A 17,090-nucleotide genomic window follows, 5' to 3' on the forward strand; every position below is an offset into this window, starting at 1 on the left:
TAAATGGCAGATGATAAAAATAAAAACAACCGAAAATGGAATCTAAATCTAAATCTGAACAGCGAAAACCCCGACAACCGCAGAAGGACCGCTTATTACTTGCTGATGGCATTGAGCGTGCTGATGTTCCTGAACTATTTCGCCTTGCCGAGCTACATGAACCGGAGCGTGGAGGAAGTGACGTACAGCACCTTCCTGGACCAAGTGAACGGCGGGGACGTATCCGAAGTGAAGCTGGAGGACACCCAGATCACCTTCGTCGCGACCGATGACGCGGGCGACAAACAAGTCTACGTCACAGGCATCATCGAGGATCCGACCCTCGTCACCCGTCTGGAGGAAGCCGACGTGACCTTCAGCAAGGACATCCCGACCGAAGCCTCGCCGATCGTTTCGCTTCTGGTCTCGTGGGTCTTGCCGCTGCTGCTCTTCTGGGGCATGGGCAACCTGTTGGCGAAACAGATGACAAAACGGATGGGCGGCGGAGCCGGTGGCGCGCTGTCATTCGGCAAGTCGAACGCCAAAGTCTATGTGAAGGCCGGCGATGACGCCAAGACCTTCAAGGATGTCGCCGGGCAGGACGAAGCCAAGGAAGCGTTGAGCGAAATCGTCGATTACCTGCACCAACCGAAGAAATACCAGGACATCGGCGCGCAGAATCCGAAAGGCATCTTGCTGGTCGGACCTCCCGGAACCGGTAAAACCTTGTTGGCCCGGGCAGTCGCCGGCGAAGCCGATGTGCCCTTCTTCAGCATTTCCGGTTCCGAATTCGTCGAAATGTTCGTCGGCCGCGGTGCCGCCAAAGTCCGCGACCTCTTCAAGGAAGCCAACGAAAAAGCGCCCTGCATCGTCTTCATCGACGAAATCGACACGATCGGCAAGAAGCGCGACAGCGGCGGCTACGGCGGCGGGAACGATGAGCGTGAGCAGACGTTGAACCAGTTGCTGGCGGAAATGGACGGCTTTGAAGCCAACAAAGGCGTCGTCATCCTGGCCGCCACCAACCGTCCGGAATCCCTTGACGCTGCCCTTCTGCGCCCGGGCCGTTTCGACCGTCGCGTACCGGTCGAACTGCCTGACTTGGCAGGACGCGAAGCCATCCTGAAAGTGCATGCTAAGAAATACAAAATGGATCCGGCCATCGATTACAATACGATCGCCCGCGCCACATCCGGTGCTTCCGGTGCCGAATTGGCCAACATCATCAACGAAGGCGGTCTGCGGGCCGTCCGCGAAGGCCGCACCTCCGTTACGCAAAACGATCTGGAGGAGTCAGTGGAGACTGTCATTGCTGGGTACCAGCGCAAGAATGCGGTCATTTCTCCGAAAGAAAAGGAAATCGTTTCTTACCATGAAATCGGCCATGCGTTGGTCGCGGCGAAGCAGACGGAATCGGCGCCGGTCCACAAAATCACGATCATTCCGCGTACTTCGGGTGCGTTGGGTTATACGATGCAGATCGAGGAAGGCGAGAAATCGCTGATGACGAAGCAGGAACTCTTCAACAAAATCGTGACGCTGGCGGGCGGTCGCGCCGCCGAGGAGATTGTCTTCGGCAGCATCACGACCGGAGCCTCGAACGACATCGAGCAGATGACCCGGATGGCGCGCGCAATGATCACGCGCTACGGGATGAGCGATACGTTCGACATGATGCAGATCGAAACCCAGACCAACAAATATCTGGGCGGCGACACTTCCATGAACGTCTCCGCCGGCATGGCCGAGCAGGTCGACCGCGAAGTGCTGGACATCATCAAGCAGGCCCATGAAAAAGCCATTGCGATATTGAACGAAAACAACCAGAAGCTGCATGAGTTGTCGCACTACCTGCTGGTCGAAGAGACCATCACCGGGGCGGAATTCATGAAGATATTGGAAAACTAATGCATCGGAATCGAGCCGCTTTATGCGGCTCTTTTTTGTTTTTCCTGGCTTTTTCCGGGGATTTTAGGGTACCTCGTCGGGCTTCGGCTCAGGACGGTGTTCCGGAATGTCGAGAGATCCCGCTTCTGTCGACAGAACGAATACCGGAAACCACAACGAACCTGACAGATTGCTCTTTTGTCGGGCTTCGGCCGAGGACGGTGTCTCGGAATGTCGAGAGATCACGCAGTTGTCGACATATCAGATACCGAAAAACGCAAAACACCCGACAGATCGTCCTTCTGTCGGGCTTCGGCCCAGGACGGTGTTCCGGAATGTCGAGAGATCACGCAGTTGTCGACAATCCGATCACCGGAAACCACAAAACACCCGACAGATCGCCCTTCTGTCGGGCTTCAGCCCAGGACGGTGTCGCTGATTGTCGAGAGATCATGCAACTGTCGACATTCAGCCAGCCGATTCTGCTCGGAAAACCTATAACTAACTTAATTGGATCCTTCCACAAACAAGAACAGCCAGGGATGCCCTCTGTTTCAGGCACTCCTGGCTGTTCTTATTCCATCATGTCAAATTCTGCACTTCCTGCAAGGTCGGGATGGACTGCATGCCGCCGGGACGCGTCGTCACCAACGCCGCCACCCGATTGGCGAAAACGCCCATCTCGCGGATCTGATCCAAGCTGCAGTCTTGCCACTCCGTTTGCTGGGCGATCTGATAGAGGAAAGCCCCGATGAACGAGTCGCCTGCCCCTGTCGTGTCGACCGCTTTGACGCGGACACCCGCGACGCTGGCTTGCTCGCCTTTGAAGTACAGATCCGCTCCCTTGCTGCCTTTCGTGTAGATCAGCAGTGCCGGTCCGGCCTCAAGCAATTGCGCGATGCCGGCCTCTTCCGAATCCAAGCCGGTTATGAATGCCAATTCATCATCACTGATTTTCAGGATATCGGCATACGACAGGAATTCCTGGATCGTCCGCTTCAGCATTTCCGGATCCGGCCAGAGGTTCAAGCGGACATTCGGATCGAAAACAATCGTCCCGCCTGCCTGCTTCATTTTCTCCAGAGCTTCCAGGTGCGCATATTTCACGGGTGCTTCGATCAGATCGACCGAGCAAAAATGCAGGATGTCTTCAGAGGTGAAAACAACATCACGCAGCTCTTCCTTGTCCAGCAGCATGTCCGCGCTGGGATTGCGGTAGAAACTGAATTCGCGCTCCCCGTTTTCCTGCAGCGACACGAACGCCAGCGCCGTATTCGCTTCGGCGGTCCTGAACAGGTGACTGCTGTCCACCTGGTTCTGCTCAAGCACATCGGCCAGATAATCCCCGAAGGCATCCTGGCCCAATTTGCCGATGAAGCTCGCCTTTCCGCCCAAACGGCTGACCGTAACGGCCACATTTGCCGGTGCGCCTCCCGGTTGCTTCGTGAACCCGGAAACCTCTTTCAGGGGCACCCCGATTTCATTCGGGAAAAAATCAATCAATAGTTCTCCGATTGTGTAGACTCTCCGCATAACGTCTCCTTCCTGCTGCTTTTTTTCTTCCGCTGAACCGGCTTTCCGATCAGACGAATTGTGTAAATGTCGCTTCCGTAAATACCGCTTTGCCGCTGACTTCAAAGGAAATGCCTGTCGCCGTCTCGGTCGGATACACGTTTGCGGTCATGGCCGCTTCGCCGTTCCTTTCGAACACTTCAACCGATGAGTGGTCCAGGTAGATGGCTAGTTCGAGGTGCGTCCGCTCGCCCGGCAACACGAGTTTGCGGCTGACGGGAAGGGTCGCTTCCTCGCCTTTCAGCACGATACCGCTGGCGGAGCGATCGATGCCCAACTCATTCTTCACTTTGTCATAATGCACGACGGTTCTTTCTTTCTCGTTTTCGCGGAGATGGATGGACAGTTTTTCCAAATCAGACACATCAACTTTCAGTTGCAGCAAGCCGCAATCCCCTTCGATGCCGGGAATCGTCGCTTTGGCATCTTCGATCGTGGTGCTGACTCCTGAAGCATTAGCGCTCTTGTTTGCGATGCCGATCGGGTATTGCTTCAATGCGCCATCGACCCATTTCAGCTCGCGTGCGATCGTCATCGAGCCCGTCCAGCCGTGGCCCAGCGTATCGGTCGGGAAGTCCCGGCCCCACATCTGCATCCAGGCGATGCAGATCCTTCTGCCTGCATCATCCACTAACGTTTGCGGCGCATAATAATCCAAACCGTGATCCATTTCCTGGTAACTTTCCGGATGGAACTGCTTCGTTGCCCAATCCACCTTGCCGACCGCCAGGACCGACGAGTTCAGGTTCTGATAGTCATCCCCGTCCTGCGGCCATTGCATTGGTGAAAAGATCAGGCAATCCTTGCCGTCCAAATGGAAGTAATCCGGGCATTCCCACATGACGCCCTGCTCTTTGTTGCCTTTCAGGAAGACCGATGCGAATTCCCACTGCAGCAAATCTTCGGATTGGTACAGCAGAATCTGCCCCGTCTCTTCAGCGGATTTGGATGCGATGACGGCATAGTACATGCCGTCCTTTTCGAAAACCTTCGGATCCCGGAAATCGACCAAAGAGGCCCCTTCCGGCAAAGCTTCGGTCGCAATGACCGGATTTTGCTGCACTTTCTCGAAGTGCAGGCCGTCCTCCGATACCGCCAGGCATTGCAATTGGTGATGTACGCCTTGATCATCCGCCGTCACGCCTGTGTAGAGCAGATACAGTTTTCCGTCCTTCTCGATGGCGCTTCCGGAAAAGCAGCCGAAGCGGTCGTAGTCCTGATCCGGCGCCAACGCAACCGGCAATTCCTCCCAATGGATCAGATCCGCTGAGCGCATGTGGCCCCAATGCATGGGACCCCATTTCGCATCATAAGGATGAAACTGGTAAAACAGGTGGTACGCTCCCTGGAACTGCACGAACCCGTTCGGATCGTTCATCCAGCCCACTGGCGGGGATGCATGATAGTGATTCCGGTATTGCGGATCCACTGTTCCTTTATTTTTTGCGATGTATCGGTCGGCCCGATCTGTTGAATAGTCCACTTGACTTTGGTTGTTCACGCTATCCCTCATTTCTTGTTTTTCTGATTATTATTTATTGTTCGACAAGTAAGTATCGTAAGCTTCCTGTTTGATCTGCAGCCATTCTTCCAATCCTAAACGATCCAACTCCGCTTTGTAGGCATCCCATTCCTCGGCAACCTTGCCGTTGGCGATCCATTCCGCCCGTTTTCTGTTGACGAACGGCATCAAGTCGGCCTCGATCTGAGCAATCCGGTCAGCCTGTTCCAACGACAGGAATACGCGTGGGTAGTTGAATTGATTGTGGACATCGGCCAAATAAGTGTCTTTGAAGATATCTAAGCGCCATTGCGCATCATCAGGCATCGTCGTCACAGTTCCGTAGTATTCATCCAAAATCGCCAACGGTCCGCCAGCTTCGGTTTTTTGGCGCAATTCGCCCGGTGCTGTGCCTTCCAACGGCAGGTGTTTCAGCGAATTGGTCGCTTCCACGTATTCAAAGATGTTCTGTTGCGTTTCGTCCCCGTAAGTGCCCCAGTTGTTCTGCACGGATTGGATCGGCACGTACATTTGATCGGCCCATTTCGCGGTCAATTCCAGGTTTTTGTTGGCGCTGGTGATGACGAAGCGATCGCGGCTGAAGCCGAAGCCGTTCGTGCGGGTAACATGTTTTTCCCCGCTTGGTCCGGCCAAAGCAGGCAGCGGTTCATAGGAATCGTTCATGCCGGATACGTTGGCTTTATCCCAAGTGAAGTAAACGCCGTACAGTTGTTCTTTCCCTTTCGCGATATAGGCATTCCAATCTTGCTCGAAAGCCTCCACATCGAGCAGACCTTTGTTGTACAGTTCATTGAAGTAAGAAACGCCGTTCTTGAATTCTTCGTTGTCGGCCGTGAAATCGATCGTGCCGTCATCATTGACTACCAAGTGATCATCGTTGTCGCCGATGCCGAATGCGCCGAAGAGGAATTTCATGTCTTCATTCCCGCCGTCGTTGATGAAGGACATCGGGATTTCATCCGCTTCGCCATTGCCGTTCGGATCCTGGGTCTTGAACGCTTCCAAGACAACCATTAATTCGTCGGTCGTCTGCGGCATCTCCAAGCCCAACGCTTCCAGCCAATCGACATTGATCCATGGGATATCATTCACGGTATGGATGGATTCTTTATCCTGACCCAATTCTTCGATCCATGGCAAGGAATAGATATGTCCATCAGGCGCTGTGATCATGGCCAAATATTCCGGGTTTTCGTCCAATACTTTTTTGAAATTAGGCATGTGTTCATTGATCAGGTCTTCCAACGGGATGATGACACCATCCTCCGCCCAGGAAAGCAGATCGTAGTCGCTGGCGCCGGCGTTCCACATGGCGTCAGGCAGGTCGCCGCTGGAAATGTCCAGATTCCGTTTTTCGATGTAGTCGGAAGAATAGTTCTTCCATTCGACATGGACGCCGGACTGCTCTTCCAAACGCTGGAAGATGAGTTTTTCATTCGGATCGGCCGGTGCCAATGGGGAGCTGGAAGTGGACATCTTCAGGGTGACCGTCTCCTCCAAAGGCAAGGTCACATCCGTCAATTCGTAATCAGGTGAAGAAGCTCCATCGGAAGACCCGCATGCCGCCAACGTCAAGATTGTTGCTGTGGATAATAATGCTGTGCCAAGGTATTTTGCTCTCATTTTTTTTGCTCCTTTATATTGCTTTTATTTTGTGTTGCGTATTGCCTAGCCTTTGAGTGAACCCGCCATCATGCCTTTGTCGAAGTACTTCTGGAAGAATGGATACATCACCAGAAGCGGCAAGCTGGAAATGACGATTGTCGAATATTTGATCAGTTCGGCCAACTGCGCCATTTCGGCCATCTGGGTGGCGGATCCGATCATGTCTTGTTGCGGTTGGTTTTGGATCAGTATTTTTCGCAGCACGATTTGCAGCGGCTGCAGATCCGCATCGTTCAGGTAGATCATGGCGTCGAAGTAGGAATTCCACTGCCCCACAAAAGCGTAGAGGAACAGCACGAAGATGATCGGTTTCGCCAGCGGCAGCATGATTTTGAAGAATATCTGCATTTCATTGGCGCCATCGATGATGGCTGCCTCTTCCAGCTCGGTCGGCAACTGCTGGAAGTACGTCCGCGCCAGGATGATGTTCCAGACATTGATCGAACCGGGCAGGATGATGGCCCAGACCGTATTCAGCATGCCCAGGTTCTTCACCAACAGATAGGTCGGAACCAACCCGCCGCCGATGAACATCGTGATCATCAGGAAAAGCGTGATCGGGCGTTTGCCGATCAGTTTCTTTTTGGACAAAGGGTAAGCAGTCAGGATGGATACTGCCACCGTCAGCGCGCTGTAGGTGAAGGAATAGAAAATCGAATTCAGGAAGCCCCGGACGATCGCCGGATCCTGCAGAACCCTTTGGTAGCCGTCCAGACTCCAGTTCGCAGGATTCAGGCTCAAGCCTTGCGAGCGGAGGATGAAAGGATCCATGAAGGAAGCGATCAGGACATACAGCAGCGGCAATAAGGTGATCAGCACGAGAATACCGATCAGGATGCGGTTCAGCAGCAGGACGCCGCGGTCAAATTTTGTCAACGTTATCATTTTGTTCTCCTCTCTATAATGCCGCGTCATCAGTGCTTACTTTATTTGCTATGGTGTTCACAGCAAGCAGCAGGATGATATTGATGACGGTATTGAATAACCCGACTGCGGTTGAATAGCCGTAGTCCCCCATCTGCAGACCGACTTTGTAGACGTAGGTCGAGATGATTTCCGAAACGGGCAGGTTCATCGATGTCTGCATCAGGAAAGCTTTCTCGTAGCCGACATTCATGATGCCGCCGACGGAAAGGATGAACTGGATGACCATGATCGGGCGGATCGCCGGCAGGTCGATGTACCAGATGCGGTACAGGATGTTGGCGCCGTCCATGTGGGCCGCGTCGATCAGGTCCTGGCTGACATTGGCCAGTGTGGCTGTGTAGAGGACCGATGCCCAGCCCATCCCTTGCCAGATGCCGGACAGGATGTACAGCGTCCGGAAATAGGCCGGGTCGGTCATGAAGGTGATGCGTGAACCGGTGATGCTTTCGATAAAGCCGTTGATCGGTCCGTCCGCCGCAAGGAACATGAACAGCATCCCGACGATGATGACCAAGGAAATGAAGTTTGGCGCGTACAGGATCAGCTGGAAACGTTTCTTCCATTTTGTGCTGATGAGGTGATTCAGTGACAGTGCCAAAATGATCGGCGGGAAGAATCCCAGGATGAGTCCGTAGATGCTGATTTTGAGCGTGTTCTCCAGCAGCATGCTGAAGTTCGGCGAATCGATGAACTGCACAAAATTTTCAACGCCCACCCACTCGCTCCCGATGATGCCGCGCAGCGGATTGTAATCCTTGAAAGCCAAGAGGATGCCGTACATCGGAAAATATTTGAACACTAACGTGAGCAGCAGTCCCGGCACCAGCATATAGTAGAGCATTCTGTGCTGTTTGATGAATTCCCATTTGGATTGTGTGCTTCTTTTGGGCTTGCTTTTCTGGCTTTTTTTCATGACTGATCTAACTCCTCCTTTTGAAAATTGAAACGTTTCCACTTTAGGACAAAAAAATCCGGGAACGTCCAAACTTGGAATTGAAACGTTTCCACTTTGCTTCAAAAGCAGGGAAACGCTCGCTTTAAAAATTGAAACGTTTCCACTTTGCTTCAAAAAAATATGTTTTTTCTATATCCACATAATAATTCAGTAACCGTTTTCTGTCAATACCCGAAACAGATTATTTTAAAAACTGTTTTTCGTTGTCGGTCCTTCAACGTACTGCACAGGCAAAACGATCTTCGTTTTGACGGGCTCGCCGTCGATCACCTGGATGATTTTTTCGACTGCCTCTTTGGCCATCAGGTCGACCGGCTGTCGGATGGTCGAGACGATCTGTCTGCGCCCGGCTTCCATTTTGATGCCGTCACAGCCGATGATCTGCACTTCCTCTGGAACTTTACGCTTCATTTCGTCCAGCACTTCCAGAATATCCAGTGCGATGAAATCCGTGTGCGCAAACACGCCATCCACATCGGGATTTGCTTCGAAAAAGGCGCGGATTTCCTGCTTGAATGCCACCACTGGGTCTTCCCCATCGAAAATGGCGTAAGGAATCTCCATGCGTCCCGCCTGGTCCTCGAATCCATCTCTGCGCTTTGTCGTCTCACTCGGGAAGCGCGAATGCGTGCCGATGTAGCCTAATTTTTTGCAGCCCTTCTCAATGAGTTGCTCCACCGCCAGTCGGCCCGCCAAAAAATTGTCCGAAGTGACGCAAACCGTTTCTTCTTTGAAGTGACGATCGATGGTAACGAAAGGCAAGTGCGACGAAACGAAATTATCCAAATCCGAATAGGTAATGCCGATGATGCCGTCCACTTTGTTTTCTTGAACCATCTGGATATATTCCAGTTCCTTTTCATTGCTGACATCAGAGTTGCACAGCAGCATTTTGTATTTATGTTCGGACAAGTTCCGCTCGACATAATAGGCGAATTCCGAAAAAAACGGGTGCCAGATCGTCGGGATGATCAACGCGATCGTGTTGGTTTTGTTCATCTTCAATCCGCGGGCGTAGGCATTGGGAATATAGTTCAATTCCTTCATGGCCGCTTCCACTTTTCGGCGCGTCGATTCCTTTACGGCTCCGGAATCATTCAGTACCCGGGAAACGGTGCCCACGCCGACCCGCGCTAATGCAGCTACATCTTTCATCGTTGCCAATAGATTGCCTCCTCTCCTGTATACACTTACAATCTAATTATCATGATAGCAGAGTCGGCAAAATAAGTATAGAACCAGTTTTCCAGCCTGCAAAGTGAGAAATGCGGAACGGGTTCGTTCAGCCCTGAATTAAGGATACACTGTGACCTAGTCGGTCAAGTACGCTGATGTCACAGTGCGACATCAGCGGGCCTCACTGCGGCTGGGACAAAACTCCCAGCCTTTTTGTGCATCCGAACGTAGTGTGCGTAAAAGCGGGACAGGACGCAGCCCCTGGCTCCACTTCACGAACAATGCTCGAATAGCCTGTAGCCATTCGAGCATTGTTCGTGAAGTGGTCTGGAGCTAAACGCGTTCTGTCCCGCTCTCAAAAGCGATTGAAATCGCAAGAGTCATGACAATTTAGGAAATCGGTCCATGCAACTGAGCATCGAAGAGCGCAATATGTTAAGAGACTTCCAAGGCAAAGGAATCAACGTGACCGTACCGGTCAGTTGTATCATGTTTCTAAGTCATCAAAGATGACCAGAACCATGACAAGTCGAACAGTATCCTTGGCTCGCAGAGACAAGGGGTTCCTTCATAAATAATTTCCGAAGGGCTAACCCGTGAAGCTGGACATCATTTTAGGATGCATGGAACATTCTGAAAACTTGTGAAACACCTACGGTGATGCACTTTTGAGTACAAAAAATTATATACTTTCCTTGTATTGCAACAAAAACCGCACCCACCGGAAGCCGGTACGGGTGCGGTTTTTCTCCTGTTCAATCTTCCTCGTCGTTCAGTATCGCTTCCCGGCGCCGGAATTGATGTTCGCTCAGCGTTCTGAAGTGGCTCTGCAGTTCGGAATCATCGGTCTTGTCGGCCATCTCCAACAGCAAGTGCCCGTTGATGTCCAAATCGCAGAGTGTCCCGAGGCCGGTCTGGATTTTTTTCATTTCCTTGATGACTGTCTTGTCCTTTTCCCCGATGATCGGAGCAAGATAGGTCGCGGCATAGCGCAGTTTTTTGGCGTTGATGCGCAGGCTGTGGGTCTGTTCGTGGTTGGAGAAATCGACTTCTTCCCACTTGCGCAGCAGCCGTTTTTTCATTTTGTCGATTTTTTTGATTGCGGCCTTTTTCTGTTGGATGTCATCCAGCTGGATTGATTTCAGGAACTGGGACGTTGCCGCCTCGGCATCAAGGATGCGTTCAGTCAAAGCGCCGCTTGCGATCAGATCATGAATGCTGGCCTGTTCGGCTTGGCGTTCTTCCTTCAGCCAAGTCAGCACTTGCGCATCCTCGGCCAGCATTTCCGGATACAGTCCGCGCAGTTCACGGCATTCATCCATCAGCACATCCAGTTCGCGCAGATACCCGAACGTCGTCGCGATTTCGCGCCAGTCTTCGCCTGCTTCGCGGTAATATTTTTCTTCGCCGTTCGCTTTGTTGAAGTTCAGCAAAGCCCGCAACTGGCGGATTGCCACCCGCAAAGCATGCGCCGATTCCGGTTCGACGGGATCCTGCTGATAGGCGGCATAGGCATGCTGCACGCCTGCCATCTGTTCCCTGATGATGCCGGCGTACACCGTATTTTCGCCATCGCACGGACTGCAATCGTCGGCTTCTTCGTGTTTGCGATGTGCAGATTCCCCCGGAGCCTGCAGCCATTCCAGCTTTCCGACAGGATCAGCAGTCAGATCGATCGTAAAGAAAGCGGCCGCCCCTTTTTTGAACGGGATGGCGGCGCCGATCAATTCCTTCGTCCAAAGGCCCATATAAGGTTCATGCCCGACAAGCGCCAAAGTGAAGCCATCCGCTTCTTGAGCCAAGACTTCACTGAAGGCTGCGTAATCACCTGTTCCCAAAAATTCCTTGTATTGGATTTCTTCGACAGCGGCAGCCTTCGCCACCAATTCGGCCGTCTGACGCGCCCTGATCAGCGGGCTCGTCCATATTTTCAGATTGCCCTTTTTGGTCAAAAGGGGTGCGATATCAGGCAGAAACGCAGCCAGCTCCTCAGCTCCTGCCTCCGTCAGTTCCCGGTAGAAGTCATCCCCCTCCGGTGTGCGTTCTTCCGCGCTTCCATGCCGGATCAGTATCAGTTGTCCTCCCATAGTGCTCGTCCTCCTCTATTTTGGCCTCATATTAACGGCTATCGGATAAAGAATGTAACCGTTCTCTCATCAGCTATTATACCATTTATTCGGCTATGCATGTGCAAAAAATCCCCCTCTTAGCAGAAAGAGGAGGAATCAAAATTTATTCAGGCCAGCTTCATCCTTTTCCATTTGCCTGAGCGGAAACGCATCGCGATCAGGAACCAGCGGATGATCTGATCCAGCATAACGGCCAGCCAAGCACCCAAGATGCCCAACCCGAGCACCTGAACGAAGAAAGTCGCGGCGGCTACGCGGATGATCAGGATACCGAAGAATGTCGAAATCAATGGAAAAACCGTGTCCCCTGCCCCGCGCAGCGAACCTGCGACGATCAGCTGATGCGACTGGAAGGGCTGGGTGATGGCCGCCACCCGGATGGCGATCGCCGCATTCCGGATGATTTCCGGATCGCTGGAATAGAAGCTGACGATATACTCCGCGCCGAAGAAGAACGCCGCTCCGAGGATCGCACCCCAGAGACTGCCGATTTTTGCGGTCCTTGAAGCATAGTTTTCGGCCAACTTCGCATCGCCGGCGCCCAAGGCCCTGCCGACTAAGGACGAAGCTGCGATCCCGAAAGCCTGGCCCAATGTGAAGGACAACGTCAGGATGTTCATGCCGATATTGTGGGCTGCAAAGACGACCGTCCCCAGACCCGACACGATCTGGATGAAGAGGATCATCCCGGACCGCAGCGCCAATTGTTCCAACGCTGACGGCAGTCCGATTTTCGCCAGGCTCTTCATTGTTTTCATCGAAAAATGAAATGGGTGCGCGAAGGAAAAGTTCAGCTTGCTCTTGCCGGAGCGCAGGTAGCGGATCAGCAGGAAGCAGGCCACCATGTTGGCGATAACGGTCGAGATGGCGGCGCCTTCGATGCCGAAAGCCGGCACGCCGAAGAGTCCGTAGATCAACAAGGCATTGCCGCCGACGTTCAGGAAGTTCGCGCGCAGGTTCACGCCCATCGGAATCTGCGTTTCACCGATCCCGCGCAGAGATCCGGAAATACTGAAGTTGAAGGATTGCAGCAGGTAGCTGATGCAGGTGATACGGAAATAGAGCCTCCCGACTTCGACTGTATCGGGCTGCGCACCCATGAAGGCCATGATTTGATCGGAGTAGGCAAAGGCTGCCAGGGCCAATGGGGCGGAAAGGATCATGCTGATGATCATGACATGTTTCATGACGTTCTCCATCCGGTCGTGCTTGCCGGCTCCGAAATAACGCGCAATCAAGGCTGTGCCGCCGACATTCAGCGCCTGGACCACGGCCAAGCCGAGGAACAGCGGCTGGTTCGTCACCCCGACCGCCGAAACGGCCGCTGCGGCATAGGCATGGTCCGCGATGTTCCCCAGCATCATCATGTTGATCATCCCGAACAACGAACTCAGGACCAGTTCGATCAGAACCGGCCATGCGATGTTCATGATTTCTTTATTTATCGGACTTTTCAGCTGCTTGATGTCCGTTTGCTTCTCTTCACCCATACCCAACCCCCTACGACTCGTTCGCTGATCAAGAAACCGAACAATCGCTTGCCCACCAGCATTCTTCCTTTCAGTATAGCATATTTTTGCACAACTATTCTGCTCAAAAATTTCCTTTCAACAAAATTGCATAAACGGCCCACCCCTTTTCATTCAGGCAGAAATCGCGTGCCCTGACATAATATAATTATACTACGGCCCCGCGTCCTCTCCGTTTGCAGTAGGAAAGAGCGGCTATTGCCGCTGCAAAATCAATCCAATATTTTATCGATGATGGATCGCAACACCTTTTCCCGCAATTCGACGGTTTCAATTTTATTCTTTATTTCATATCCTCGAACCAGCGTCTCGGAAATGTACAATTGCGAAATTTTCCCGGCCAACGATCCGCCATCAAAAAATTCCTCATTGGCGGTCTGCAGGACAATATCGCCCAATTCCGCTATCGGCGAGGATTTGAAATTGGTGATGGCGATGATCGGTGTACGGTTTTCTTTGGCTATTTTCAAAGAATCGTGGATATCCTTGGTACGGCCGCTCAAAGAGAAACAGATCACGAGATCTTCCGGTCCCAGCAAGGCTAAAGCATGAGCTTGAAAATGCGGATCAACAATGTGGTTTGCATGCACTCCAACCCGGAGCAACATTTTTTCCAATGAAGCCGCCGATAAACCGCTCGAACCGACGCCGATGATGTAGATCCGTTTTGCCTTGGTGATGGCTTCGATTGCTTGCAGGACCACTTCCGGATCGAGCAACTGCCTAGTCGATTCCAAAACTTTGATTTGGTTTTCCAAAATCCGGTCGTAAAATTGCTGGTCGTTATCACCTTCGTACTGACTGGTGAATTCCTCCTTGGCGATGGCGATTTTCAAGTCAGAAAAACCATTAAACCCAAGCTTTTGGGAAAAGCGGATAAGGGTAGCATCCCCTACCTTCACCGCTTCGGTGACATCCTTCATTGTCTGATACACGGCTTGTTCTTTTTTTTCAAGCAAGTAATCGGCAATCCGTTTCTCGGATTTCGTCAATACGTGGTATTTTTCTTGGATCAGGTGAGCTAGTCCCATAAAGTCAGTCCTTTTCATGTTTATGCCTCTCATTATACACGAACTTTTTAAAATGCAAATTCCCTATTTACAATCATGAAAGCGTATGCTATATTCTCTTTGCGGAGTTAAACTCCATAATAAAATGAATAACGGAGGAAATATCCATGAATAAGGAAGCATTCATAAAGCAAATCCGTGGCGGCATCATTGTTTCTTGTCAAGCGCAACCAGGAGAACCTTTATACACGGAAGAAGGCGGCATTATGCCTTTGATGGCCCTTGCGGCTGAACAAGCTGGTGCAGTCGGCATTCGCGCTGAATCGGTACGGGACATCCGGCAAATTCAGGAAAAGGTTGATTTACCGATCATCGGGATCATCAAACGGGATTACCCTCCTCAAGCCCCATTCATTACGGCTACCATGAAGGAAGTCGATGAATTGGTCGAAACGGGTGTGGAAGTCATTGCCTTGGATTGCACGTTGCGGGAACGCTACGATGGCAAAACGATCAATGCCTTCATCAAAGAAATCAAGGAAAAATATCCCGATCAGTTGTTCATGGCGGATATTGCCACTTTTGAGGAAGGCCTTAATGCTTTCAAGGAAGGCATCGATTTTGTCGGCACGACTCTCAGTGGTTACACGGAGGAAAGCATCAAACAGGATGGACCGGATATCGCCTTGATAAAAAAACTGGTCGAAGCCGGTGTGGATGTCATCGCCGAAGGCAAAATCCATACGCCTGAACAAGCCAAAACAATCCAGGCTCTGGGTGTTGTGGGAATCGTGGTAGGAGGTGCCATCACACGGCCAAAAGAAATAACGAAACGTTTCATCGATAACTTAAAATAAGGAGTGAAGATCATGTTTAAAAAATTCTCGCAAATCGGAAGAGCCATGATGCTCCCGATCGCCATTTTACCTGCTGCGGGCCTCTTGCTTGGTTTCGGTGGCGCATTGACCAATCCAAGCACGCTGGCGGCCTATCCCTTCCTTGACATCAACTGGCTGCAGACGATCCTGAGCATCATGAGTTTTGCCGGAAATGCCGTCTTTGCCAATTTAGCGCTCATCTTCACCATCGGGGTCGCTGTCGGTCTCGCGAACGGCGATAAAGGAACTGCTGGTTTGGCCGGCGGTGTGGGTTACGTTGTTTTCGTCGCAACCATCAGTGGTTTTCTGCAATTATTTTCCGCAGAAGGCGCTTCGATCGACACTGGGGTAGTTGGTTCAATAGCAGTCGGAAGTACCGTTGCCTTCCTGCATAATCGTTATCGTAAAATCGAATTGCCGCAGTTTTTGGGTTTCTTTGGAGGCTCGCGTTTTATTCCGATTGTAGCATCCTTTACAGCTATCATTCTTGGGGCATTTTTTTACCTGATTTGGCCACCTATCCAAGGCGCACTGACATCCGCCGGCACTGCCATTGCAGCTATGGGCAGTTTCGGAACCTTTTTATATGGATTTTTGCTTCGTTTGACAGGCGCGGTCGGTTTGCACCATACAATTTATCCGCTGTTCTGGTATAGCTCTTTGGGCGGAAGCGAAGTTGTAGCGGGTGAAACCATTGCTGGTGCCCAAAACATCTTCTTCGCGCAATTGGCCGATCCGAACCATACAGGTCTTTTCACTTACGGAACGCGCTTCTTCGCAGGTCGTTTCGCTACAATGATGTTCGGTTTGCCGGCTGCTTCTTTGGCGATGTACCACTCCATTCCGAAGCAGAACCGCAAAGCCAATGGCGGTCTGTATTTCAGTAGTGCTCTGACTTCATTCTTGACCGGTATTACCGAACCACTTGAATATATGTTCTTGTTCGTCGCACCTTGGCTGTATGTGGTCCATGCCTTCCTTGACGGTGTTTCCTTCTTCGTTGCTGACTTGTTGAGCATCCGCATCGGGAACACTTTCTCCGGTGGGTTGATCGACTTCTTCCTGTTCGGTCCGCTGCAGGGCAACGCCAAAACAAACTGGGTGTGGGTAATCCCGGTCGGCATCGTTTGGGCATTGATTTATTACTTCGTATTCCGCTTCCTGATCACGAAATTCAAAGTAATGGTTCCTGGTATGGATGAGTCAGAAGCTGATGCAAACGTTCATGTCACGTCTTCCGGCAAGGCCTCCACGTTGAACGATGAAGCGAATACCATCATTGAAGCATTAGGAAAGGAAGCGAATATCGAATCCGTCACTGCTTGTGCAACCCGTTTGCGTGTTTCTGTGAAGGACGGTTCGATAGTAGATAAAACTTCCATCAAGAATCTCGGAGCAACTGCTGTTTTCGAAGTTCAAGGCGGCATCCAAGCCGTATTCGGCGGCAAGGCAGATTTGCTGTCCCAAGAGATTAATCAAATTTTAGGGACAGAAGACTGAATCGACTAATTTTTAACCACAATCGAGTAGGAGGAGCCAACAGGCTCCGACCTCTCACACCACCGTGCGTACGGTTCCGTACACGGCGGTTCAATATCTTAAGTAAGCAGACTCTACCAGATGGCTTAATGGCGTTAGGCCCCATTGGTGGAGTCTTTTCGTTGTAAGAGCCCGATGAACTTCAGGCGTTTTGGAAAGCCTCCAGTATTTCTTTCTGGAGAACCCGATGCGCTTGGCGCTGTCTTTATCGAGACCAAGCTTGATTAGTCTGTTAATCTTCGTGCGTGTCCTTTTCCAACGTTTGAGGATAAGTTGTCTGATTCTGCGGTTCAGCCATTGTTCTGTCCTTCGGATGAATTTC

General features: G+C 51.6%; 12 protein-coding genes. 3 read left to right on the plus strand and 9 right to left on the minus strand.

Annotated features, from left to right (window positions below):
* Positions 1 to 3 precede the first annotated feature (3 nt).
* On the plus strand, positions 4 to 1,887 hold the full coding sequence (gene ftsH, locus BMX58_RS05200; protein WP_068622683.1) for an ATP-dependent zinc metalloprotease FtsH: 1,884 nt from the start codon (positions 4 to 6) through the stop codon (positions 1,885 to 1,887).
* Positions 1,888 to 2,448: 561 nt separating this feature from the next.
* Here ftsH and BMX58_RS05205 read toward each other — a convergent pair.
* From BMX58_RS05205 to BMX58_RS05245, 9 genes are all read right to left on the minus strand, one after another.
* The gene (locus BMX58_RS05205; RefSeq protein WP_068622682.1) at positions 2,449 to 3,399 is read right to left on the minus strand and encodes a carbohydrate kinase family protein; all 951 of its coding nucleotides are present in this window, start codon (positions 3,397 to 3,399) and stop codon (positions 2,449 to 2,451) included.
* Between the two features lie 49 nt (positions 3,400 to 3,448).
* Complete coding sequence (locus BMX58_RS05210; protein WP_239420543.1) at positions 3,449 to 4,939, minus strand: glycoside hydrolase family 32 protein; 1,491 nt, start codon at positions 4,937 to 4,939, stop codon at positions 3,449 to 3,451.
* Positions 4,940 to 4,969: 30 nt separating this feature from the next.
* Positions 4,970 to 6,583, minus strand: coding sequence for an ABC transporter substrate-binding protein (locus tag BMX58_RS05215; protein ID WP_068622681.1), 1,614 nt, complete (start codon positions 6,581 to 6,583; stop codon positions 4,970 to 4,972).
* Positions 6,584 to 6,628: 45 nt separating this feature from the next.
* Positions 6,629 to 7,510, minus strand: a complete 882-nt coding sequence (locus BMX58_RS05220; protein WP_068622680.1) for a carbohydrate ABC transporter permease — start codon at positions 7,508 to 7,510, stop codon at positions 6,629 to 6,631.
* Between the two features lie 13 nt (positions 7,511 to 7,523).
* Positions 7,524 to 8,465 carry an ABC transporter permease gene (locus BMX58_RS05225; RefSeq protein ID WP_068622679.1) on the minus strand — a complete coding sequence of 314 codons (942 nt, stop codon included), beginning with the start codon at positions 8,463 to 8,465 and terminating at the stop codon, positions 7,524 to 7,526.
* Between the two features lie 228 nt (positions 8,466 to 8,693).
* Complete coding sequence (locus BMX58_RS05230; protein WP_068622763.1) at positions 8,694 to 9,662, minus strand: LacI family DNA-binding transcriptional regulator; 969 nt, start codon at positions 9,660 to 9,662, stop codon at positions 8,694 to 8,696.
* A 776-nt stretch (positions 9,663 to 10,438) separates the two neighbouring features.
* Positions 10,439 to 11,770 (minus strand): CHAD domain-containing protein, encoded by a 1,332-nt coding sequence (locus BMX58_RS05235; protein WP_068622678.1) that lies wholly within the window; start codon positions 11,768 to 11,770, stop codon positions 10,439 to 10,441.
* Between the two features lie 149 nt (positions 11,771 to 11,919).
* Entirely contained in the window at positions 11,920 to 13,302 is a 1,383-nt protein-coding gene (locus BMX58_RS05240) for an MATE family efflux transporter (RefSeq protein WP_068622677.1), read from the minus strand.
* A gap of 251 nt (positions 13,303 to 13,553) precedes the next feature.
* Positions 13,554 to 14,372: a MurR/RpiR family transcriptional regulator gene (locus BMX58_RS05245; protein WP_068622676.1), complete on the minus strand. Its 819-nt coding sequence runs from the start codon at positions 14,370 to 14,372 to the stop codon at positions 13,554 to 13,556.
* A 146-nt stretch (positions 14,373 to 14,518) separates the two neighbouring features.
* Here BMX58_RS05245 and BMX58_RS05250 point away from each other — a divergent pair, with 146 nt between their 5' ends.
* Together BMX58_RS05250 and BMX58_RS05255 are read left to right on the plus strand one after the other, a co-directional pair.
* Positions 14,519 to 15,208, plus strand: a complete 690-nt coding sequence (locus BMX58_RS05250) for an N-acetylmannosamine-6-phosphate 2-epimerase (protein WP_068622675.1) — start codon at positions 14,519 to 14,521, stop codon at positions 15,206 to 15,208.
* 12 nt (positions 15,209 to 15,220) lie between these two features.
* The gene (locus tag BMX58_RS05255) at positions 15,221 to 16,729 is read left to right on the plus strand and encodes a PTS transporter subunit EIIC (RefSeq protein ID WP_068622674.1); all 1,509 of its coding nucleotides are present in this window, start codon (positions 15,221 to 15,223) and stop codon (positions 16,727 to 16,729) included.
* Positions 16,730 to 17,090 lie beyond the last annotated feature (361 nt).

Origin of the sequence: Trichococcus ilyis (assembly GCF_900109135.1) — a bacterium.
In the GTDB taxonomy this organism is placed as follows: Bacteria; Bacillota; Bacilli; order Lactobacillales; family Aerococcaceae; genus Trichococcus; species Trichococcus ilyis.

What these genes read in the sequence shown, in the direction of transcription:
- BMX58_RS05225 (WP_068622679.1), bottom strand. Translation starts at nt 8,465, where the DNA reads ATGAAAAAAAGCCAGAAAAGCAAGCCCAAAAGAAGCACACAATCCAAA.
- BMX58_RS05220 (WP_068622680.1), bottom strand. Translation starts at nt 7,510, where the DNA reads ATGATAACGTTGACAAAATTTGACCGCGGCGTCCTGCTGCTGAACCGC.
- BMX58_RS05250 (WP_068622675.1), top strand. Translation starts at nt 14,519, where the DNA reads ATGAATAAGGAAGCATTCATAAAGCAAATCCGTGGCGGCATCATTGTT.
- BMX58_RS05230 (WP_068622763.1), bottom strand. Translation starts at nt 9,662, where the DNA reads ATGAAAGATGTAGCTGCATTAGCGCGGGTCGGCGTGGGCACCGTTTCC.
- BMX58_RS05205 (WP_068622682.1), bottom strand. Translation starts at nt 3,399, where the DNA reads ATGCGGAGAGTCTACACAATCGGAGAACTATTGATTGATTTTTTCCCG.
- BMX58_RS05245 (WP_068622676.1), bottom strand. Translation starts at nt 14,372, where the DNA reads ATGGGACTAGCTCACCTGATCCAAGAAAAATACCACGTATTGACGAAA.
- ftsH (WP_068622683.1), top strand. Translation starts at nt 4, where the DNA reads ATGGCAGATGATAAAAATAAAAACAACCGAAAATGGAATCTAAATCTA.
- BMX58_RS05235 (WP_068622678.1), bottom strand. Translation starts at nt 11,770, where the DNA reads ATGGGAGGACAACTGATACTGATCCGGCATGGAAGCGCGGAAGAACGC.
- BMX58_RS05215 (WP_068622681.1), bottom strand. Translation starts at nt 6,583, where the DNA reads ATGAGAGCAAAATACCTTGGCACAGCATTATTATCCACAGCAACAATC.
- BMX58_RS05255 (WP_068622674.1), top strand. Translation starts at nt 15,221, where the DNA reads ATGTTTAAAAAATTCTCGCAAATCGGAAGAGCCATGATGCTCCCGATC.
- BMX58_RS05240 (WP_068622677.1), bottom strand. Translation starts at nt 13,302, where the DNA reads ATGGGTGAAGAGAAGCAAACGGACATCAAGCAGCTGAAAAGTCCGATA.